Here is a 20550-nt window from a genome sequence, read left to right on the forward strand (position 1 = left end):
GCATTTTATAGCGGTCCAGAAATTCCTTGCTTACGAATCATAATAAAGTGGGCAGCCATCAGCCCAAATAATGCCGCTGGCAAGAAAAAGACATGGATAGCGAAAAATCTCGTCAGCGTTTGTGCCCCTACAATGTCAGGATGACCTGCAAGCAGCGTTTTGATCTCTTTACCAATGAAAGGTGTTGCTTCTGCTATTTGAAGACCAACCTTCGTCGCAAACAGCGCCTTCATATCCCATGGTAAAAGATAACCTGTAAAACCAAGTCCAAGCATCACAAAGAAAATGAGCACACCAACAATCCAGTTCAGCTCTCTAGGCTTTTTATACGCCCCTTGGAAAAAGACCCTTAGCGTATGTAAAAACATCATCACAATAACTAAACTCGCACCCCAGTGGTGCATCCCTCTGACAATCTGGCCAAATGCCACTTCATTTTGCAAATAATAGACAGATTCCCAGGCATTTTTAATATCCGGCACGTAATACATCGTTAAAAACATGCCCGAAAGGACTTGAATGACTGTCACAAAAAACGTTAAACCGCCAAAACAATACACAAAAGCGGAGAAATGATGTGCTGGATTGACGTGCTCTGGCACCTCGTGATCTGCAATATCTCTCCATATTGGTGTAATGTCCAGCCGCTCATCTACCCAATCGTAAATCTTGTTAAGCATCGTTACCCTTCCCCTTTCGGCACAGCTTTTCCAAGATAGAGGTATCCGTCCTTCACTTGCTGCTTATAATGGTCAAGCGGTGCAAGCGGTGGAGTTCCGGGTACGTTTGTACCATCCTTGTCGTACAGCCCATAATGGCACGGGCAGAAAAATTTGTTTGGATTTTTCGGATCACTGTTCCAGTTCACTGTACATCCTAAATGTTTACAGATTGGCGATAAAGCGACAATTTCATCCCCTTCTTTGTACACCCATGCTGACCTAGATTCCTTTGACTCGTACCATGCATCTACTTGATCAATTTTAAAGTCAAAGCGCTTCGGTTCCTTTGTCAGTTCATCTACACTGACAACTTGAACCATATCCTGATCCTCTGTTCCTTTTAGCACAGGGTCAAGCGCAAAGCGAACCATAGGCATGAGCATTCCAGCGGCCATAAACCCCCCCACGCCGGTCAACGTGTAATTCAAAAATTGACGCCTGGACACTCCATGTCTCTTCTCGCTCATTTTTTTCTCCCCCCCTCAGGTCGTCAGCTACTTTATAACTGAATTAGAAAAAATTTCATAAAACTAGGACACCCTCATAATATATCAATCTATTCACAAGGTCAACATCCTAAAAAGCTATGTACAATGCAAATGTAAGGGTTTTTATGAAGGGTTCCATTTTTGTAACAAAAAGTTCAAAATTTGTTCTACACTGTCTTGAATCACTTTTTGCTTTAATTCAACCTTCAAATGCTCCAGCGGAACCGGCTTGAGCAAAAATAGCGATTCACTGATCTCAGCATGCTCTTTCCACTGGTGATCAGATGTGATCAATACAACATGCTGAAAATGATCGTTGAGCGACTGCTTCATTGTGAGTATGTCTTCTTGTTTCCGGTCACTTACTTCCAAATATGTATGTGGCGGAAAAAGAAAAACCCGCCCTTTTAACTGTCTTTCAAGTTCATCTGCTACAAGAATAGTAAACTCTCCTAAAGACACGGTTTGTTTCATTTGATCCGCATTCATCCCAACTAATGGAATGATAGCGGTATCAATGTAAGCTTTAGATTGCAAAAAGCGATCCGCGTCCTCTGATTGAAATCTCATCAAATTCCCCTCTTTCATGACATAAGCCCTGCCTGTATAGGGCAAGGCTTATTCGTTCAGTTTATGACAATAGGCTTAATTCTTTTGCCAGCTTATTAAATGTTTCTTGATCATGACGGTCAAGTGCTTCATCTATCTCTTTCATGAGCCGTTCTTTTTGGAAAGTTGCGATTGAGTGCTCAAGCACTTTCTCAGCAAGATCCTTATCTTTTTCGTTCTCATAAAGATCCTTTGGAATATGAGGATTTGTTTCAAGAACAGCTGCATATTCCGGCGAACGATAAGCAGAACGGAAATTCAATTGAATAAACAAATCCTGCTGTTTATTCAAACGAATATCATGAAATGACTTTTCAGCATCTGTCGTCATGATGTTTTCTTTATAAAATCTAAAGGGAACTTCATCCACACAGTGTGTTGACATGATGATTCCCCTTGGGCAAAATTCTGCTTGCTCTACAAAATGAACCTTTTCCATCAAAGAGTCGTGACTCATTAAATAATTTAATATCCAAACACACTCTCTTCGCTTTAGCTGATAATGGTTTAAGAACCACCGGATAAATTCCTTTTTTTCATTGACAGAAACAGGGGTCTGCATGTTATTCCCTCCTCTATCGTAAATTAAATTGCTATACATGAATTATTCAACAAACCAGTTCTTCATTCCTGCAAACTATAAGGAAATTTCGTCTTCAATTCTTAAAATCGTTTCTTCAATTTCTTCATTCGTGCCATCTTTCTCTAGAACTTTGCGTAATAACGGCAATGCTTCTTTTTGTCTGCCCTCTTCTAAAAGGAACGAAGCGTATTCATATAAAAAGTCACGTTCCTCATCAAAATCAGGCAGGGCAAGCTTGAAATACTCGGCAGCTTCTTTGTATTCTTCTCGCCCAACAGAAGCAGATGCAGCATACCAATTCCATTTTGGATCATCTTCCCCAAAGCTTTTAACCTCTTTAATAACATCCAGAATTTCATCAAACAGCTCTTCATTTAAATAGATCGCCAGCAATGTTTGAACTGCTTCAATATAACCCGGATCGAGAGCAAGTGCTTCTTGAAGCAGTTTTTTCGCATCTTTTGAATCCCCATTTTTCAAATCAATCTTGGCACCATATAAATATAATTCTTTGTTATACTCATCAACTTTAATACCCTCTTTTACTACCTCTAAAGCCTCGTGATATAGTCCTTCTTCCTCATAACTTTTCGCTAAAGGCATATAAAGTGACGAATAGGAGGGATCAATATCTTTCAGTTCTGTAAGCTGCTGAATGGCTGTTTTCGTTCTGCCAGCCCTCATTGCTGTAAATCCGTAGCCAAAAAGAGTATTCGGGTCTGCTTGATCTTTTACTGCCTTTTCATACCATTCAAGTGCATCCTCAAATTCTCCAGCTGTGCTGAGCGATTCAGCGAGCCGCTGATACACATTGACACCGCCAACCTCATGCTGTTGATCTGCCACTTTGTAGAAATAATCGGCCGCTTTCTTTGAAAGACCTTGAGAAAAATACAACTCACCTAATGCAAAATCGATGATGGCTTCATTCGGAAGTAGCTCTTTCGCTTTTAAAAGCTTTTGTTCACTGACTTCAAATAGTCCTTGCATTTGATACAAATCTGCCATTAACAATAAACTCTCTGGGTACGCATCATCATCTTCAGGAATCGTTTCTAATACTGCAATCGCCTTCTCTTCTTCATCAGAGTCAATCAACAGCTCTGCATAAAAACACGTTAAACCTGTTTCCTCTGGATATAAATCATGTAAATCACTGATGAGATTCCGTGCTTTATCGATATCTCCCCAATCATAATATAATTGAGCCGCTTGCGCCTTTTCTTCATCATGCAAATGCTTCTCTGCTTGAGCAAGTGTTTGGAGTCCTTTTTCAGTCTCACCCGCCTCAACTAATTTTATGGCTTCTTGTAATGAACTATTCAAATCAAACCGTTCCTTTCTGTTTCCAAAAACCTAAACTATTGTTACTTCATATCATAATCGACAGGTACACATCCAGCAAATATGTTGCTCTTTTAAAATGAACCCATTTTTGTGTTTTAAAGACTGTTTTTCATTTCATCCTATACGAAACTGATGATTTGTAAACTGCAGACACTATTTTTATCGGACAAAATGTTTTTTTTCAAGGTTTCACCTTGAGACAAGCTATGCTATATTTCTGACAAATATGCAAAAGGAAAGAAAAAGCCTGAGGACCTCCTCAGACTGTTTTCGTTAAATATTCAATGTGTTCAAAGAAATTCGGGTATGAGACACGAACAGCATCTGTATCTTCAATCTCAATTGCTTGCTTTGTCACACATGCGGCAATTCCCAGCATCATACCGATACGGTGATCTCCGTAGCTTGAGACGACTGCGCCGCCTTGAAGCGTAGTTTTACCATGAATCTTCATACCATCATCTGTTGCTTCAATATTAGCACCGAGTTTTTTAAGTTCTGATACGACTGTATCAATTCGATTGGTTTCTTTAACTTTTAACTCAGCAGCATCTTTAATGATCGTTGTTCCTTCTGCTTGGGTCGCAAGAAGCGCAATAATCGGAATTTCATCGATGAGTCTTGAAATCATGTCACCAGAAATTTCAATCCCTTTTAATGATGAAGTAGAAATCGTTAAATCACCATACGGTTCTCCGCCTTTGGCATCTACTTCATTGATCTCAAGGTTTGCACCCATAAGTTTCAGCACATCAATAATACCTGTTCTTGTTTTGTTTAACCCGACATTTTTTAAGACAATCCGGCTGTTAGGAACGATTGATCCAGCTACAAGGAAAAATGCAGCTGAAGAGATGTCTCCTGGAACAAATATATCTGTTGCTGTTAATGTCTGGCCGCCTTCAATGGAAACACTTTGTTCATCTTCATCTAGTTTTACACCAAACATAGAGAGCATTCTTTCTGTATGATCTCTTGATTTATGAGGTTCAGTTAAAGTCGTTGTTCCCTCTGCTTGAAGTCCAGCTAAAAGGACAGCCGACTTAATTTGTGCACTTGCCACCGGGGACTCATAAGAGATTCCTTTTAAATGACCGCCACGAATAGAGAGTGGTGTAAACTCGCCATTTGCTCTGCCGTCTATTTTGGCTCCTAGTTGTTTAAGCGGACCCGTCACTCGCCTCATTGGTCTTTTGGCAATACTCTCATCACCGATTAGTGTACTGTGAAACTCACAACCAGCTAATATTCCCAACATTAATCGAATGGTTGTACCAGAATTGCCAACATCGAGAATGTCAGACGGCTCCTTGAGCTCTTTCAGTCCTTTACCATGAATGACAACATCTGTCCCTTTTTGTTCAATTTCAACGCCCATCTTTCTAAAGCAATCAATCGTACTTAAACAGTCAGCTCCAGGAAGAAAGTTTTTCACTACTGTGGTCCCTTCAGCAATTGCACCAAACATCACTGATCTATGTGAAATAGATTTATCACCTGGGATATGAATTTCTCCATTCATAGGAGCATTTTTATGAATTTTCATGTTTGTCACCTCAGTCAGCATAAAATGTATCGTAATTCGCTCTATTTTTTATACAGATTTCTGCACGCTTGCGGTCGTCATCTGTTTGAAAACTAATGCGTAAAATCCCATTAATGTCTTCCCGCGTCTCAATAATACGGATATTTGTAATACTAATGTTTTCACTTGCTAGATGCCCTGTAATCTCCGATATGACCCCAGGGTGATCCGGAACATCGACATACAGATCATAAAAAGCAGGAATGGCTCCTTTTTTCCTTAGAGGAAGTCCATCGCGATATTCCTTAGCATCTTGAAAATAAGAGAACAATCCTTCAGCATCTTCTTGCTCTACGAAGGTTTCAATGCGGTTAATCTCTTTTTTCCATTCATGGAATCGGTCTAAAATCTTGTGTTTATTGTGCAGCAGGATATCCCTCCACATTGCAGGATTGCTTGAAGCAATTCGTGTGATATCACGAAAGCCTCCAGCAGCAAACCGTTTAACAAGTGGGAATTGTTCTTCAAAATGATGTGCTTGATGCACAAGGCTGGCTGCAACAATATGAGGGAAATGGCTGATAACACTTGTCACAGCATCATGTTCTTCTGGTGTCATTTCGATGAAATGAGCATGTGTCCCCTTTAACAAATCCATCAACCGATCAACAGCTTGACGTTTTGTTTCCTTTGCAGGCGTTAAAATGTAGAACGCATTTTCAAATAAAAAGTCTTTCGCTGCAATAACACCTGACTTATGAGAGCCTGCCATTGGATGTCCGCCAATAAATTGGTACTGCTCAGGCAGCGCTTTTTCAGCAAAATGGACGACCTTTTGCTTTGTGCTGCCGACATCAGTGATTGTGAGCTCTCTTTCAATTCCAGAGTCTGCAATATCACTAAGCATCTTTATTGTTTGCTGGACAGGAGTTGCCAAAATAATGGTCGAAGATTCTTCTAAACCAGCCAAAAACGAATCAGCTGTTGCATCAATAATTCCCAGCTTTGTTGCAGCAACCATTTGTTCTTTGGAAACATCAAATCCTACAATTTTTTTATGAGGATGCTCTTTTTTAATTGAGAGTGCAATGGATCCCCCAATTAAACCGAGTCCAGCGATTAATATTGTTTCGTTTGCATCATTCATATTCATCACCTGATTTTTCGCGAAAATTAAACAACCTATTTCAACAGCTTATATGTATTGAGGTTGGTACAATGAAAGCCATATCCTGCCTTAGGATATGACTTTCTGGTTATGCTACGCACGAATGCCTTGCAGTAAATCTGCAAGTGTGCTTAGAATGTCTTCATTTTGCTCTTTTGTTCCGACGGTAATACGTAAAGAAGTCGGAAAACCAAGTGCTTTACCGGAACGAACAATGTAACCTTTTTTCAATAATGCATTGAACAATTCATCGGCATCTCTTTTAAAATCAATCAGCACAAAGTTTGTTTGAGATGGATAGATATATAGTCCAAAACGGTCAGCAAAATCTTGATATTGCTTGAGACCTGCTTCGTTTTTCTGTCTGCATGATTGTATGAAATCTTGATCTTTGATCGCTGCACGAGCAGCTGCCTGAGCGATACGGCTGGTATTAAACGGCTCTCTCGCTGGTTCAATGGCAGTAATCAGCTCTTCTGATGCAATTCCGTAGCCTACTCGAAGCGCTGCAAGTCCATATGCTTTAGAAAACGTTCGAAGTACAATGACATTTTGATAATTGTGTAATAAAGATAAACTGTTTGGAAAATCTTCTGCACGAACGTATTCAAAATACGCTTCATCTAGTACAACAAGCACGTGAGCTGGCACTTCATCTAAAAACGCCACAATCTCAGATTCTGACAAATGATTTCCTGTCGGGTTATTTGGATTACATACCCAGACAACCTTCGTGTTTTCATCGATCGCATCCAGCATGCCCTTCAGATCGTGAGCTCCTCCTTCTAAAAGAGGCACTTCTCGAATTTCAGCATGTTCAATCACTGCATTGTGACGGTATTGCGGAAACGATGGAGATGGGATGACGGTATTTGTATGTTGGTCAAGGAATGCTCTCGCAATAATTTGCACAAGTTCATCTGAGCCATTCCCGAAAATTAATTGTTTTTCACTTACTTGAAGAAACTCAGCAAGCTCCGTTCTTAAACTTGCGCTGTATCCATCAGGATAAATCGCTAGATGTTCGAGCTCGGCTTGTATTGCCTCTCTTGCATGTACAGAACATCCAAAAGGGTTTTCATTTGAAGCCAATTTCACAATTTTGTCTAATTGATATTCTTTTTTGACCTCTTCAATTGGTTTCCCAGGTTGATACGGTTTTAGCTGTTTTAATTGATCTTTGATTTGCAAAATGTTTCACCTCATTTGAATGAATAGAGGGGACTAAATGTTTTTGCATATGTTTCAAATTCTCTTAAAGCCTCTTGACGTGTATCACTTGCCAGCAATTGTTCTTGAAGCTCTTCAATTTTTTTCACAAGTGCACTTCCGACAACAACACCGTCACTCAGTTTATTCATTGAGTCTACCTGCTCTCTTGTTGAGATGCCAAAACCGACAGCAACCGGTATGTGACTCAGCTGTTTCACTTGTTGAATAAAATCTGTAATTGACGCGTCAAAGGATTGCCTGACACCTGTTACACCAAGAGATGAAACACAATACACAAAACCTTCTGCCTGCTCTACAATGTTTACTAATCGTTCCTTGCTTGTTGGTGCAACGAGTGAAATATATGAAATGCCATGTGTTTGACAGTTCTTTTGCAGCTCGCTGCTCTCTTCAAACGGCAAGTCGGGTGTTAAGAGTCCCGAAATATGATTTTTGCGCAGTAAAGCGAAAAAGTATTCTGTGTCTAATTGTAACACAGGATTATAATACGTAAATAGAATTACAGGAATTTTTACTCCGTTTTTTTTCATCTTCCCTGCTAATTCTATCGCTTTTACGATATTCATGCCATGATTTAGAGCTCTTTTGGAGGCTCTTTGAATGACAGGACCGTCTGCTAATGGATCGGAATAAGGAACACCGAGTTCAATCGCATGTGCACCGGCTGCTTGAAGAGAGACAGCTAAATCAATCGTAATGTCTTGTGACGGATCTCCCGCTGTGATAAATGGGATAAATAATTTTTCGCCTTGCTCTAATTGAAACGTGATCATTTTGTTTTTCCCTCACTTTCAAGCACGTTCATTAATGTATGCACATCCTTATCGCCTCTTCCTGACAGGCAGACAAGAACAATTTCCTCTTCATTCATCGTCTTGCTTACCTCAAACGCCTTGGCTAACGCATGTGCAGTTTCAATTGCTGGCAGAATTCCTTCTTTTTCAGTCAGCAGTTTTAGGGCATCTAGTGCTTCTTGATCTGTCGCACTCACATATTGAACCCGCCCGCTCGCATGTAAATATGCGTGCTCTGGTCCAATTCCCGGATAATCTAAACCAGCGGAAATCGAATATGGCTCAATAATTTGGCCAAATTCGTCTTGGATTAAGTATGTCAAAGACCCGTGGATCACACCTTTGGTTCCTTTCGTGATGGTTGCAGCATGGAGCGGCGTATCGATTCCTTTTCCAGCTGCCTCTACACCAATGATATCTACCTCTTCATCTAAGAATGCCCGGTACATTCCAATGGCATTACTTCCGCCGCCAACACAGGCAATGACTTTATGAGGAAGCCTTCCTTCTTTTTCAAGCAGCTGCTCTTTTGCTTCATCACCAATCATCCGCTGGAACTCACTGACGATTTGAGGATACGGATGAGGGCCTACAACGGAGCCAATCATGTAAAAATGATCACTGCAGTGCTGAACCCAATAGCGGATGGCTTCGTTGGTTGCATCTTTTAGTGTGCCATTCCCGCTTGTGACAGGTATGACTTCAGCGCCAAGCAGCTTCATCCGAAAGACATTGAGTGATTGTCTTTCCACATCTTCTTTTCCCATAAATACCGTGCAGGATAACCCGAACTTTGCGGCCACCGTTGCAGCAGCTACTCCGTGCTGGCCCGCGCCTGTTTCCGCGATGATGTTTGATTTCCCCATTTTTTTCGCAAGCAGGGCCTGACCAAGCGCATTGTTAATTTTATGAGCACCCGTGTGGTTTAAATCTTCTCTTTTTAAATAGATTTTTGCGCCGCCGAGGTATGCTGATAATTGGTCAGCATATGTAAGCGCAGTTGGTCTGCCTGAATAGTTTCGAAGTAGTGATACATATTCTGCTTGAAAAGCAGGGTCTTCTTTTAATTCACGAAATGCCTGCTCGATTTCTGCAAGTGGCTGCATGAGCGTTTCCGGGACAAATTTCCCTCCGAATTCTCCGTATCTGCCAATCTCATTTGGATATGCGTACATCATTTAACATCCTTTCTTCGAGCGCTTCGATCTTAGCGCTGCTTTTCTTCCCGTTTTCTTCTATTCCGCTTGAAAGATCGAGCGCTTCTGGACCATAAGCAAGGAGCTCTGCTACCGTTTCTGGTGTGATACCGCCTGCAATTATGCAAGTTTTCTCAAGCCGTTTTGCGTGCTGAACGTATGCAGGCACCGCCTCCCAAGTAAATGCTGTTCCAGAGCCGCCTCTCATACCTTTTACTTTCGCATCAATGAGGAAGCCATCGACAACAGGCGCAAATGCCGTCATTTTTTCGAGCGTACTTGTGACATTGGGCTCGTGATGGAACACTTTCCAAACGACAGCTCCTGTTTGTTGTTTAATTTCTTTTGCGTCATCCAGTGTTTCATCTCCATGAAGCTGTACGATATCTAAAGGTATATGTTTTGTGATCTCACACACTTTTTCGATCTTTTCATTTACAAATACACCGGCAATTTTTTTCTCACACTTTGTTTGAATGAGCCATTGTTTCACTTGATCTGGCTGGACTTGTCTTTTACTTGGAGCAAAAATAAATCCAATGGCATCTGCGTGAGATTGCGCAATACATTCCACATCGCCTTGTGATACTGCTCCGCAATATTTTAAGTAAGGCTTCATCCTGTTCATTCTCCAAACAATGTTTGAACGGCTTTTTCTTGTGATTGTTCTCTCATTAATGATTCTCCTACAAGAACTGCACCCGCTCCATGTTCCTTCACAAAGGTCAGATCATCAAATGTTTGAATACCGCTCTCACTCACTAGTAAGACATCGTTTGGAACGAGGGGTGCGATCTCTTTTGTTTGTTCAACTGTTGTTGTAAATGTATTTAAATTCCGGTTGTTCACTCCAATGATTTCAGGGGTAAACAACTTCAAAATATTTTCCAGTGTATCTGCTGCATGTACTTCGACAAGGACATCTAGGCCTTTCTCTTTCGCTTCAGCATAGAGCTCGTGCAGCTTTTGCGGCTCAAGTACTTCTCCGATTAATAAAATGGCATCTGCTCCTATACGTCTTGACTCTTCTACCTGTATGGAGTCAATGATGAAATCTTTTCTTAAAATTGGACGATCTACGTGTTTTTTAATGAGGGATAAGTATTCGTTTTTTCCTTGAAAGAACGGTTCATCCGTTAAAACAGATAAGCAATCAGCATTTGATTTTTCGTAAGCTTTTGCTGTTTGTAAAGGATCAAAATTCGGTTGAATGATTCCTTTGGAAGGAGACGCCTTTTTCACCTCCGCAATTAGACCAATTGAGCGATGAGGATTCATGAGTGCTTCTTTAAATGATCGTATTTCAAAGTGTCCATCCACTGGTAACTGCAATGTTTGGATATGTTCTTTTTTGCGGGAAATGATTTGATTAAGCATAGATCTCTTCCTCTCTCGTTTTTTGTTTTAAACGAGCCAATTGTTCTTTGGCTGCGCCGTTTTTAATCGTTTCAATCGCTTTTAATGTTCCGGCCATGAGGCTTTCTGACTTTCCTGCGACATATAAAGCCGCTCCAGCATTCAGGGCTGTAATATGAAGCGGCGCCCCTCCTGTTTGATGATTCAATATATTCTGAATCATTTTAGCACTCTCTTCCGGTGATTGGACCTGAATATCTGATAAATATCCTTTTTGCAGCCCAAAGTCTTCTGGATTGAGTGTATATTCTGTCATGACATCTTTTTTGAGTTCAATCACATATGAATTTGCTGTAATCGTTAATTCATCCAGCCCATCTTCTCCGCAAACAAACAGCACATGTTCTGGCTCTAACGGTGCAAGGGCTTTTGCCATTAATTTCGCCTTTTCCTTTGAGTAAACGCCGATGATTTGCTTTTTGGCTTGCATTGGGTGGCAAAGCGGGCCTAATAGATTAAATACCGTCCGGAAGCCCAGCTGCTTGCGGACTGCGGCTACTTGTTTCATAGATGAATGATACAATGGGGCAAATAAAAATCCCATGTTTTTCTCTTGTATTTGTCTTCTTGTTTCTTCTGGTGTGGATTGAATATGAATCCCAAGACACTCAAGTACATCGGCACTCCCGCTTTTAGAAGAAACTGATCGATTTCCGTGTTTGGCGATTTTGGCTCCAGCAGCGGAAGCGACAATGGCGGCGGCAGTTGATATATTAAAGGTGGAGAGTCCATCGCCTCCTGTGCCGCAAGTGTCAACAACATCAAGCGATCGTTCCATTGGTGCTGCATTTTGCCGCATGGCTTTCACAAAACCCGTCATTTCTTCAGCGGTTTCTCCTCTATGCGCTAAAATCGAGAGACTAGCAGCGACTTCAGCATCTGTTAAAAAGCCGCTCATCATATCATGCATAAGTTTATTTGCTTCATTTTCTGATAGAAAGCCTCCATTAACAAGAGCTGATAGTCGGTGATTCATCCTGCACACTCTCCTTTTCTGAGAAAATATGTTCCGCAAGCTGAATGGCTTTCAAAAGTGCTCCTGCCTTGTTACAAGTCTCTTCCCATTCATTTTCTGGGACAGAATCAGCCACAATGCCGGCGCCTGCTTGTATAGAAGCGGTCTGATTTTTGACGCTCATCGTACGAATGGTAATACAGGAGTCGATATTGCCGTCGAATCCAATATAGGCAATACAGCCGCCATACGTTTCTCTTGGCTCAGGCTCCATTTCATTTAATAATTGCATCGCTCTTATTTTCGGGGCACCTGTTAATGTGCCTGCAGGGAATGCGGACATGAGCGCATCGACTGGATGTGTATCCCGCTTTAGCTTTCCTGTCACAATGGAGATGATGTGCATGACATGTGAAAAATTCACTACTTTTGTAAAGGTAGGTACGGATACACTGCCGTATTCTGCCACACGGCCAACATCGTTTCTGGCAAGATCCACTAACATGTAATGCTCGGCTTTTTCCTTTTCATCTTCAAGCAGCTCTTTTGCTAGCTCAGCATCCTCTTCTATCGTTCTTCCGCGTTTTCTTGTGCCAGCAATAGGATGAATTTCTAAATGCCCGTTTTTGGCATGGATTAATCGTTCTGGCGAGCTGCCGACTAAATCACGATCTTTTAATTTCATAAAATACATATAAGGAGATGGATTCACAATCCGAAGCACGCGGTATAATTCAAATGAACTCACTGACACAGGGATATCAAAGCGCTGCGAGAGTACGCCTTGAAAAATGTCACCCGCTCGAATGTATTCTTTTATTTTTTCAACATCTTTTAGAAATTGCGCTTTTTCATAGGTTGACGTCACATGTTCAAAGGACGGCGGCTCATTCATATTCCCTGATAAAATCAGTTCTTTCATATCAACCTTTGAATGAAGCTTGTGAATCATCTGTTCAAGTTGTTTTTGATTTTCTTTGTAAGCGCGTATTTTTTCGTCTTCTGTTTCATGTCCGGTTAGCTGGGTGTACTGGATAAAATGAACATGATTTGTTTCATGATCAAAAGCAATCATCGTTTGGCAGACAAATAATGTGCAATTTTCTGCCAGCGATGCGCTGCGGTGAGGCCTGACAGAAGGTTCAATGTTTGGGATTAGATCGTAGCTTAAGTACCCAACAGCCCCGCCTGTAAATGGGATATCAATATCTGGCGTTTTGATTTGATATTGCTCCTTCATCCAATCCAGCAGTTTTTTCAGCTCTTGCTTTTGCATGACTTCCTGCCCCGCAGCGTCACGTGCAACGTATTTGTTTTGGTCATCATGTAAGGTTAAAAACGGATGCAATCCAATGAAAGAATATCTCGACCAGCTGGAAGACTCATCTTTGCTTTCTAGCAAATACACAATATCTTGTTTGAGCTTTTCAACAATTTGAATCGGTGAGAGCGTATCGACTTTAATGGTTTCAACAATTGGGATCGTTTTGTAGGACTCACTATCCTTTAAAAATTGGGTCAGGTTTGATTGGGAATTCATAAGCACACTCCTTAAATGGGATTAAGGAGAATGAGGGGACATATAGAGGGTTTGTATGAGTATACAAAATAAGCCTAAAAGAGGGTTACTCTTTTAGGCAGTATGATTAAATAGAAGTATCGTATCTCTGCTCAACTCTACTCATCTCAACTACCCTAGTCTCATTCTCATCTTCTCTAAGCTTGCAATGCCGTTTACACCTGTGTGTAAACTTCGGCTGTTCATATCGTATTATAATTCCTTGTTTTTTGTCAACTGTAAATCAGGGCGAAGCGTCACAGCTTCTTCCAAGTATACATGCTGTATGTCTTCCTGCTTTGTATCTGTCTGGACAGTCATTAAGACACGAATACATTGCTTTAAACCGCCATCAATGTCCAGTTCCTGCATACAAGTAACCGGTACATATGTCCATCCTTCAAATTGACGAAGTGCTTTTGCCGGAAAAACGGAGTGAATATCTTGTGTAGCTGAAATTAAGATCTGCACGACACGTTCTGGATCTACTTGGTTTCTTGAAATGATCGCTTCTAGCAGCTGTTTCGTTTTATTTAACACTTCTGTTTCTGTATCTTCTATCACAGTTGTAGCCCCACGTATCCCGCGAAACATCATAGACATCCCTCCTCCCGTTTCCATTCTTCGAGCCAGTAGTGCAGCTCATCTTTTGTGAAAGACTGTAAGGTGACGTCTCCAACCTGTTTTAATAAAACAAATTGAACACTGCCGCCTCTTGCTTTTTTATCACCAATCATCCGGTCAACAAATATTTTCGTGGAAATATCTTTTGTGACTTTGACCGGGAAACCGAGCTCTTTCATCCACTCTTTTAGTTCCAAACGATTAAGGCTGAGCCCCAGCTGCTTTTCGCTCACATACAGCGCAAACTGCATGCCGATTGCAATGGCATCTCCGTGCGTGATAGCGCCATATCCATACTCTGCTTCAATGGCATGCCCTAGTGTATGGCCTAAATTCAAAAATGCACGCACACCTTGTTCTTTTTCATCTTCTTGAACGATTGACGCTTTGACTTGAATGCCTTGATACAGCATATGTGCCAGCTCGCTTTTTGATAAATCCGTCAAAGAACGAATGGACATGAGTTCTGATAAAAATTCTTCACTTGAAATCAGTGCATGTTTGATGACTTCTGCAAAGCCTGATCTTCGTTCAATTTGAGAGAGGGTCTCAAGCATACTAGTATCATAGATCACAGCTTTCGGCTGATGAAACGCACCGATTAAATTTTTACCGAGCGGATGGTTGATCCCTGTTTTCCCGCCAACTGCACTATCATGTGCCAGCAGCGTCGTCGGCACTTGGATAAAATCAATGCCTCTCATATAAGTGGCAGCAGCAAAGCCAGCCAAATCTCCAATCACGCCTCCTCCCAGCGCAATGATGCAGGAGGAACGATCAAGCTGAAATTGAATGGCTTTCGTATGAATATGCTCAAATTCGGCAAAGGATTTTGACTGCTCTCCGCTTGGCACAACCACTTTGTTCACAGGCCACTTCTGCTGAAGTAAGCGAACCATCTCATCCCCATAAATGGCATCAACAGCTGCATCTGTGACGATTAAGAGCTTCGTATAGGAATGCCCAGTGGAAGTTATCAAGTCGACGATATTGCGTTTAATCCCATCACCGATAAATACAGGATAAGTGGCTGAAGACGTCTTAACTTCCAGTGTTTTCATTAAAATTCCCTCTGAAGCTGGCGCATTTTCTCAACATTTTCTTTAATGCGGTCGATTTGGTCAAGGCCAAACTGCTCCACAACTGCATTGGCAATTTCCCATGCAACGACTGCTTCTGCAACAACACTTGCAGCAGGAACAGCACAGCTGTCAGATCGTTCAATACTTGCAGAGAAAGGTTCTTTTGTTTCAATGTCAACGCTTTGAAGCGGCTTATAAAGCGTTGGGATTGGTTTCATAACCCCTCTTACGACAATTGGCATACCGGTTGACATTCCGCCTTCAAGACCACCTAGGCGATTTGTTTTTCTCGTATAGCCCTTTTCTTCATCCCAGATGATTTCATCATGGACCTCACTGCCGTTTTTAGAGGCTGCCTCGAAGCCAATACCGAATTCAACCCCTTTAAAAGCGTTGATACTAAGTACAGCGCCCGCAAGCTTGCTGTCCAATTTACGGTCGTAATGAACATAGCTGCCAACCCCAACCGGCATCCCTTCAACGATGACTTCAACAATTCCGCCAATTGAATCGCCGTTTTTCTTCGCTTCATCAATTGCATCCATCATTTTCTGACCTGCTTCACTGTCATAGCAGCGAACAGGTGATTCTTCTGTTACCTTCTGCAAATCTTCAATAGACTCATATGCTGTATGAGCTGCTTTCACTCCGCCAATTTCAAGAACGTGGCCAGCTACTTTAATCCCTAGATGTGCCAAGATTTGTTTGGCAACTGCGCCTGCTGCTACGCGAACAGTTGTCTCGCGGGCTGATGAGCGCTCTAATACGTTTCTCATATCACGGTGTCCATATTTGATCGCCCCATTTAAATCTGCATGTCCTGGTCTTGGACGGGAGATTTGACGCTTCATTTCACTTTCTTCTTCTTCCGTGATCGGCTCTGCCCCCATCACCTTTGTCCAATGCTTCCAGTCGTTGTTTTCAACAACAAGTGCGATTGGGGAACCTAATGTTCTCCCGTGGCGAACACCACTTAACACTTTCGCCTGGTCTTTTTCAATCTGCATTCTTCTTCCGCGGCCATGACCTTTTTGTCTTCTAGCCAATTCATAATTGATGTCATCCTGCTCTATGTAAAGTCCCGCTGGAACTCCTTCAATAATTGTGGTCAGTTGTGGACCATGTGATTCACCTGCTGTTAAGTACCTCATGACTCAATCTCCCTTCATCGCATTAACGCTTTTAAGTAAAAATATAATAACACACTTGCTACTAAAAAGTCAGCTACATACCCTTCTTTTGATAAAAGAAAGTATCAGCAGATGTCAGTCCAAACTTTTCTGGGTGAAAAATTTGCTCTGTAGAACCAACAAATAATACGCCATTTTGTTTTAAACTGCTGCTCATTTTTAAGTAAATTTCTTCTTTTGCCTCTTCAGTAAAGTAAATCAGTACATTTCGGCAGACGATGAGGTCAAGCTGTTTTTCATATGGATCTGCTAAAAGGTTGTGCTTCTTAAATTGAATATGCTTTCGAACCTCATCCTTCACAGTGTAAAATGAAGAATCTTCTTTTGTGAAATATTTTTGCTTGATATGATCTGGCACCTCTTGCAGAGAGCGTTCATGATATCTGCCTTTTTGAGCTGACTGCAGAACTTTATCATCAATATCAGTGGCAATAATTTGGAAGTCTTTCACAAGAGGATGACTTGACAGCAGCATGGAGAGTGTATATGGCTCCTCTCCTGTCGAACATGCTGCACTCCAAATCTTTAGGGTGCCGCCATTTTTCGAAAGCAGCGGCAGGATTTTTTGATCAAGTACTTCCCAGCGCTGATAGTTTCGGTAAAATTCTGACACATTTATCGTCATGCGGTCCATCGTCTCATCTAATAATGCTTTGTCCTTTTCAAGCGCGGCCGCGAATGCTTCAAAATCTTTATATCCTTTTTTATCATAAAGTGAGGTTAATCTACGTTTCATTTGTGCTTCTTTATATAAATTTAGATCAACCCCGGTTAGTTTTTTCCATTTTCCAACAAATACTTGATATGGATCCATCAATGTCCTCTCCTGTCTCATCTATCTTTGTCCTAGTATAGCTGTTTTTATCGAAAATTTGTATCTTCTCACGAGAAATTTCGTGTAGAAAGTTCAATATAAAAAAAGCCAAAGTGCTCATTAGATGAACACCTTGGCTTGAAACTTAATAAATCCAGCTTGAGATGGTTTGATCCCAGCTTGTGAGTTCTTCTTGTTTGAAGAATAAGTTAATTTCTCTTTCAGCACTTTCTGGTGAGTCTGACCCATGGATAATGTTTTTCCCAACAGTCAATCCATAGTCTCCTCTTATTGTGCCTGGAAGCGCTTCCTTTGGATTTGTTTTGCCGATAATCTGTCTTGTTACGTCTACTACCTGTTCACCTTGCCATACCATTGCAAATACAGGTCCTGACGTAATAAAGTCAACCAATTCCCCGAAAAACGGTTTTTCTTTATGCTCTCCGTAATGGGTTTCTGCTACTTCCTTTGGTATACTCATTAGTTTTGCACCAACAAGCTGAAGCCCCTTTTTTTCGAATCTTGACACAATGTCACCGATTAATTGTCTTTCCACACCATCAGGTTTGACCATAAGAAATGTTTTGTCCATATACGTTTTCCACCCCGTCGTTATGTATGTATAGGCTTACATTGTTACAAAGTGATCGTATCATTTTTTTTTATAATAATCAATTTTTGACAAAAAATTTCACAAAAAAACCAATCAACATCACGTTGATTAGAATTTTCGTTTCCCAATATATTTTGCAATGGAGGCGAGTGACGTTCTCGCTCGTCCTCGAGGAAGTTTGTCGAGCTGTTCAAAAGCTTTTTTCAAATACATTTCACTCACTCGAATCGAGCGGTCGATCGCATCTGTTTGTTTGAGGCTTTCAATGACAGGCTCCAGCTGCTTCTCCGTCGTTTCACTATTGATCAGCTTCAATTGACCTTCTAGTGTCGGATTTTTCAGTGCATATAAGACTGGGAGTGTGACATTCCCTTGTAAAAGGTCTCCTCCGACAGGCTTGCCCAGCTCTTCTTCAGTTGATGTGAAATCAAGGACATCATCAATGATTTGATAGGACATGCCGACATAGTATCCAAACCAATAGAGGGCTTTATGTGTTTTTTCATCTGTACCTGCTGCAATGGCGCCTAATTGACAGCTGCCTGCAATGAGCAAGGCTGTTTTTCGTTTGATTCTTCTTAAATATGTACGCAGGTTTTGATCCATATTATATTTATCTTTCACTTGCTCTATCTCACCAAGACAAAGCTCGACGACCATTTTTGACAAAATTTCATGTGCCATTGGGTGATTGATTTTTGTCATGTATTCAAGTGATCTCGCAAACATATAATCCCCTGTGTACATGGCAATTCTGTTATCCCATTTTGCCTTTATCGTTGGTTTGCCTCTTCTCAGCTCTGCATCATCAATAACATCATCGTGAACAAGTGATGCCATATGAATCAGCTCGAGGGCAACGGCAACATATTTAATTTTATTAATGTCATAGTCACCAAACATGCCTGAAAGGAGAACAAAAACGGGGCGGATTCGTTTTCCGCCCGCTTGCAGCAAATGAAGACCTGCTTCACTTAATAATGCATAATCAGAGCGAACTGTTTGTTCAAGCTCTTTTTCAATTATATCGATATCATGATTTAAAAAAGAGATCATTGCTTTTAATTTCATTATCTTCACCCAAATATCGTTTATTCAAAGCTTCTTTCCGATATGTGTTGCTGCTACACCGCCTGTAAATGGATGATACGAGACATCAGACAACCCGGCCTCTTCGAACAGAGCCGCCAGCTCTTTCATGCCAGGGAACGTTTTGGCTGATTCTTGAAGCCATGAATACTCCTGATAACTTTTGGCAAACAGTTTACCAAAGAGCGGCATAATGTATTTGAAATAGATGTAGTAGCCCTGTTTAAAACCGATCATCTCAGGCTGTGATGTCTCAAGACAGACAACCATTCCGCCAGGCTTCACTACTCTTGTCATTTCCTTTAGCACCGTTAAATAATCAGGAACGTTTCTAAGTCCAAAACCGATGGTGACATAATCAAATGAGTTGTCCTCAAAAGGAAGCTCCATCGCATTGCCATGAAGCAATTCAATTTGTTTGTAGCCCCCAGTCTTCACCTTCGTTTCTCCAACACTCAGCATATTTTTGCTAAAATCAAGGCCTTTGACCTCACCTTTTTCTCCAACAGCATCTGCAAGCGAAATTGTCCAATCGGCTGTTCCGCAGCATACATCTAATGCTTTAGAGCCTTTTTGCACATTCATAAGTTTCATTGTTTTATCGCGCCATTTCTTATGCTGTTTAAAGCTGATGACAGAGTTCATTTGATCGTAGTTTTTATAAATTTTTTCAAATACACCGTGTACTCGCTGTTCTTTTGATTGCTGCATGACTTACCCTTCTTCCACTTTCTGATGGTACGCAGGCTCATTTTTCATATGATCCAAGCGATTTAATAGCTCTTTTTGAACGACCGGAGATGACACAAGATGCTCCTTGATCGGTCGTTTGGCCTTTTCATAGCCTTCATTCTCAAAATTGTCAAAACACGAATAGGCGTCCGTATAACGATCGTTCAAAAAAAGTTTTAAATGTTTGTCATTTTCTGCTTGTTTCATAAAGCGTTTATAAACAAGAAAACGACTTGCAATCTCATTCCAATGCGTTAATTGAAAGTGCTCAGAAATCCTTTGGAAAAGCGCAGATTCAACTGTAGCTACACTTTTGTAAAAGTGCGCTGCATCTTGAATGGACCGGTCATACAGTCTAATTTTATGTTCATTGATCTCTTTGATCGCCGTAGCGAGCGTGCGGATCATATAAATGTCTTTCATGTCAGAGAGAAGAGAATAATAGAGACCGCTGAAATAGTCTCCTGCCAGGATGGTCAGCTGACGATTTTTGAATTCGTCTTGCTTGATGGCTGCAGCAGTTGTGACTTCGTCATGGGTATCAAGGGCAATTTGCACAAGCATCGCCGTTAAAATATAATTTTCTTTTTTCTCTGCATCAATTTGAGCTTCTTCAAACATTGCATGAAAAAGAAGGAGCTTATCTTCATCGATGAGTGGTGCGCGTAAATGCTTCGCCAAATAAGGATGAGAAAGCTTTTTATTTAATTTTATATTTAGATTAGATAAAATTCCGTAGATGTCTTGCAAAGATATCACCCTTGTCCCAAAAATTACAGTTTCATATGTAGACCTGCACATTGTATAGAGAT

Annotated in this window: 22 protein-coding genes; all 22 read right to left on the reverse strand. The window is 41.1% G+C overall.

Features of this window, described 5'->3' with window-relative positions:
• Positions 1-5: 5 nt before the first annotated feature.
• The 22 genes from qcrB to MHB41_RS10330 all read right to left on the reverse strand — a co-directional run bounded on the left by qcrB (position 6) and on the right by MHB41_RS10330 (position 20488).
• Positions 6-680 (reverse strand): menaquinol-cytochrome c reductase cytochrome b subunit, encoded by a 675-nt coding sequence (gene qcrB / locus MHB41_RS10225; RefSeq protein WP_003215804.1) that lies wholly within the window; start codon positions 678-680, stop codon positions 6-8.
• A 2-nt stretch (positions 681-682) separates the two neighbouring features.
• Positions 683-1189 (reverse strand): ubiquinol-cytochrome c reductase iron-sulfur subunit, encoded by a 507-nt coding sequence (locus tag MHB41_RS10230; RefSeq protein ID WP_007500911.1) that lies wholly within the window; start codon positions 1187-1189, stop codon positions 683-685.
• A gap of 144 nt (positions 1190-1333) precedes the next feature.
• Positions 1334-1780 carry a YpiF family protein gene (locus tag MHB41_RS10235; protein WP_268481325.1) on the reverse strand — a complete coding sequence of 149 codons (447 nt, stop codon included), beginning with the start codon at positions 1778-1780 and terminating at the stop codon, positions 1334-1336.
• Positions 1781-1841: 61 nt separating this feature from the next.
• Positions 1842-2381, reverse strand: a complete 540-nt coding sequence (locus MHB41_RS10240) for a ReoY family proteolytic degradation factor (RefSeq protein WP_008344562.1) — start codon at positions 2379-2381, stop codon at positions 1842-1844.
• A gap of 75 nt (positions 2382-2456) precedes the next feature.
• Entirely contained in the window at positions 2457-3728 is a 1272-nt protein-coding gene (locus tag MHB41_RS10245) for a tetratricopeptide repeat protein (RefSeq protein ID WP_267542847.1), read from the reverse strand.
• 280 nt (positions 3729-4008) lie between these two features.
• Complete coding sequence (gene aroA, locus MHB41_RS10250) at positions 4009-5295, reverse strand: 3-phosphoshikimate 1-carboxyvinyltransferase (RefSeq protein WP_340900181.1); 1287 nt, start codon at positions 5293-5295, stop codon at positions 4009-4011.
• Positions 5296-5305: 10 nt separating this feature from the next.
• Complete coding sequence (locus MHB41_RS10255) at positions 5306-6421, reverse strand: prephenate dehydrogenase (protein ID WP_034280434.1); 1116 nt, start codon at positions 6419-6421, stop codon at positions 5306-5308.
• Positions 6422-6535: 114 nt separating this feature from the next.
• Positions 6536-7633, reverse strand: a complete 1098-nt coding sequence (hisC, locus tag MHB41_RS10260; RefSeq protein WP_024422797.1) for a histidinol-phosphate transaminase — start codon at positions 7631-7633, stop codon at positions 6536-6538.
• Positions 7634-7644: 11 nt separating this feature from the next.
• Complete coding sequence (trpA, locus tag MHB41_RS10265; RefSeq protein WP_046311603.1) at positions 7645-8448, reverse strand: tryptophan synthase subunit alpha; 804 nt, start codon at positions 8446-8448, stop codon at positions 7645-7647.
• On the reverse strand, positions 8445-9644 hold the full coding sequence (gene trpB / locus MHB41_RS10270) for a tryptophan synthase subunit beta (protein WP_120208141.1): 1200 nt from the start codon (positions 9642-9644) through the stop codon (positions 8445-8447). The genes trpA and trpB overlap by 4 nt, the downstream gene beginning before the upstream one ends.
• The gene (locus MHB41_RS10275) at positions 9625-10293 is read right to left on the reverse strand and encodes a phosphoribosylanthranilate isomerase (protein WP_120208143.1); all 669 of its coding nucleotides are present in this window, start codon (positions 10291-10293) and stop codon (positions 9625-9627) included. Before MHB41_RS10275 ends, trpB begins: the two co-directional genes overlap by 20 nt.
• Positions 10290-11042 carry an indole-3-glycerol phosphate synthase TrpC gene (gene trpC / locus MHB41_RS10280; protein ID WP_340900180.1) on the reverse strand — a complete coding sequence of 251 codons (753 nt, stop codon included), beginning with the start codon at positions 11040-11042 and terminating at the stop codon, positions 10290-10292. Before trpC ends, MHB41_RS10275 begins: the two co-directional genes overlap by 4 nt.
• Entirely contained in the window at positions 11035-12057 is a 1023-nt protein-coding gene (gene trpD / locus MHB41_RS10285; RefSeq protein ID WP_340900179.1) for an anthranilate phosphoribosyltransferase, read from the reverse strand. The genes trpC and trpD overlap by 8 nt, the downstream gene beginning before the upstream one ends.
• Positions 12029-13576 (reverse strand): anthranilate synthase component I, encoded by a 1548-nt coding sequence (gene trpE / locus MHB41_RS10290; RefSeq protein ID WP_340900178.1) that lies wholly within the window; start codon positions 13574-13576, stop codon positions 12029-12031. The genes trpD and trpE overlap by 29 nt, the downstream gene beginning before the upstream one ends.
• A 231-nt stretch (positions 13577-13807) precedes the next feature.
• A complete protein-coding gene (gene aroH, locus MHB41_RS10295) occupies positions 13808-14191 on the reverse strand; it encodes a chorismate mutase (protein ID WP_024422804.1) in 384 nt (127 codons plus the stop codon).
• Positions 14188-15279, reverse strand: a complete 1092-nt coding sequence (gene aroB, locus MHB41_RS10300; RefSeq protein WP_340900177.1) for a 3-dehydroquinate synthase — start codon at positions 15277-15279, stop codon at positions 14188-14190. Before aroB ends, aroH begins: the two co-directional genes overlap by 4 nt.
• Positions 15279-16451 (reverse strand): chorismate synthase, encoded by a 1173-nt coding sequence (aroC, locus tag MHB41_RS10305; protein ID WP_024422806.1) that lies wholly within the window; start codon positions 16449-16451, stop codon positions 15279-15281. Before aroC ends, aroB begins: the two co-directional genes overlap by 1 nt.
• Before the next feature lie 73 nt (positions 16452-16524).
• Positions 16525-17304 carry a protein-glutamate O-methyltransferase CheR gene (locus MHB41_RS10310; protein WP_024428089.1) on the reverse strand — a complete coding sequence of 260 codons (780 nt, stop codon included), beginning with the start codon at positions 17302-17304 and terminating at the stop codon, positions 16525-16527.
• Positions 17305-17449: 145 nt separating this feature from the next.
• Entirely contained in the window at positions 17450-17896 is a 447-nt protein-coding gene (gene ndk / locus MHB41_RS10315) for a nucleoside-diphosphate kinase (RefSeq protein WP_024422808.1), read from the reverse strand.
• A gap of 129 nt (positions 17897-18025) precedes the next feature.
• Positions 18026-18988, reverse strand: a complete 963-nt coding sequence (hepT, locus tag MHB41_RS10320; protein WP_024422809.1) for a heptaprenyl diphosphate synthase component II — start codon at positions 18986-18988, stop codon at positions 18026-18028.
• A gap of 24 nt (positions 18989-19012) precedes the next feature.
• Entirely contained in the window at positions 19013-19717 is a 705-nt protein-coding gene (locus tag MHB41_RS10325) for a demethylmenaquinone methyltransferase (protein WP_340900176.1), read from the reverse strand.
• A gap of 3 nt (positions 19718-19720) precedes the next feature.
• Positions 19721-20488: a heptaprenyl diphosphate synthase component 1 gene (locus MHB41_RS10330; protein WP_061109295.1), complete on the reverse strand. Its 768-nt coding sequence runs from the start codon at positions 20486-20488 to the stop codon at positions 19721-19723.
• Between the last annotated feature and the right edge of the window lie 62 nt (positions 20489-20550).

This window comes from Bacillus sp. FSL H7-0578, assembly GCF_038630855.1.
Taxonomy (GTDB): domain Bacteria; phylum Bacillota; class Bacilli; order Bacillales; family Bacillaceae; genus Bacillus; species Bacillus safensis.

Bases quoted from the DNA above. Each gene is read 5' to 3' on its own strand.
- qcrB (WP_003215804.1), bottom strand. From the start codon at position 680: ATGCTTAACAAGATTTACGATTGGGTAGATGAGCGGCTGGACATTACA.
- MHB41_RS10230 (WP_007500911.1), bottom strand. From the start codon at position 1,189: ATGAGCGAGAAGAGACATGGAGTGTCCAGGCGTCAATTTTTGAATTAC.
- MHB41_RS10235 (WP_268481325.1), bottom strand. From the start codon at position 1,780: ATGAGATTTCAATCAGAGGACGCGGATCGCTTTTTGCAATCTAAAGCT.
- MHB41_RS10240 (WP_008344562.1), bottom strand. From the start codon at position 2,381: ATGCAGACCCCTGTTTCTGTCAATGAAAAAAAGGAATTTATCCGGTGG.
- aroA (WP_340900181.1), bottom strand. From the start codon at position 5,295: ATGAAAATTCATAAAAATGCTCCTATGAATGGAGAAATTCATATCCCA.
- MHB41_RS10255 (WP_034280434.1), bottom strand. From the start codon at position 6,421: ATGAATGATGCAAACGAAACAATATTAATCGCTGGACTCGGTTTAATT.
- trpA (WP_046311603.1), bottom strand. From the start codon at position 8,448: ATGATCACGTTTCAATTAGAGCAAGGCGAAAAATTATTTATCCCATTT.
- trpB (WP_120208141.1), bottom strand. From the start codon at position 9,644: ATGTACGCATATCCAAATGAGATTGGCAGATACGGAGAATTCGGAGGG.
- MHB41_RS10275 (WP_120208143.1), bottom strand. From the start codon at position 10,293: ATGAACAGGATGAAGCCTTACTTAAAATATTGCGGAGCAGTATCACAA.
- trpC (WP_340900180.1), bottom strand. From the start codon at position 11,042: ATGCTTAATCAAATCATTTCCCGCAAAAAAGAACATATCCAAACATTG.
- trpD (WP_340900179.1), bottom strand. From the start codon at position 12,057: ATGAATCACCGACTATCAGCTCTTGTTAATGGAGGCTTTCTATCAGAA.
- trpE (WP_340900178.1), bottom strand. From the start codon at position 13,576: ATGAATTCCCAATCAAACCTGACCCAATTTTTAAAGGATAGTGAGTCC.
- aroH (WP_024422804.1), bottom strand. From the start codon at position 14,191: ATGATGTTTCGCGGGATACGTGGGGCTACAACTGTGATAGAAGATACA.
- aroB (WP_340900177.1), bottom strand. From the start codon at position 15,279: ATGAAAACACTGGAAGTTAAGACGTCTTCAGCCACTTATCCTGTATTT.
- aroC (WP_024422806.1), bottom strand. From the start codon at position 16,451: ATGAGGTACTTAACAGCAGGTGAATCACATGGTCCACAACTGACCACA.
- MHB41_RS10310 (WP_024428089.1), bottom strand. From the start codon at position 17,304: ATGGATCCATATCAAGTATTTGTTGGAAAATGGAAAAAACTAACCGGG.
- ndk (WP_024422808.1), bottom strand. From the start codon at position 17,896: ATGGACAAAACATTTCTTATGGTCAAACCTGATGGTGTGGAAAGACAA.
- hepT (WP_024422809.1), bottom strand. From the start codon at position 18,988: ATGAAATTAAAAGCAATGATCTCTTTTTTAAATCATGATATCGATATA.
- MHB41_RS10325 (WP_340900176.1), bottom strand. From the start codon at position 19,717: ATGCAGCAATCAAAAGAACAGCGAGTACACGGTGTATTTGAAAAAATT.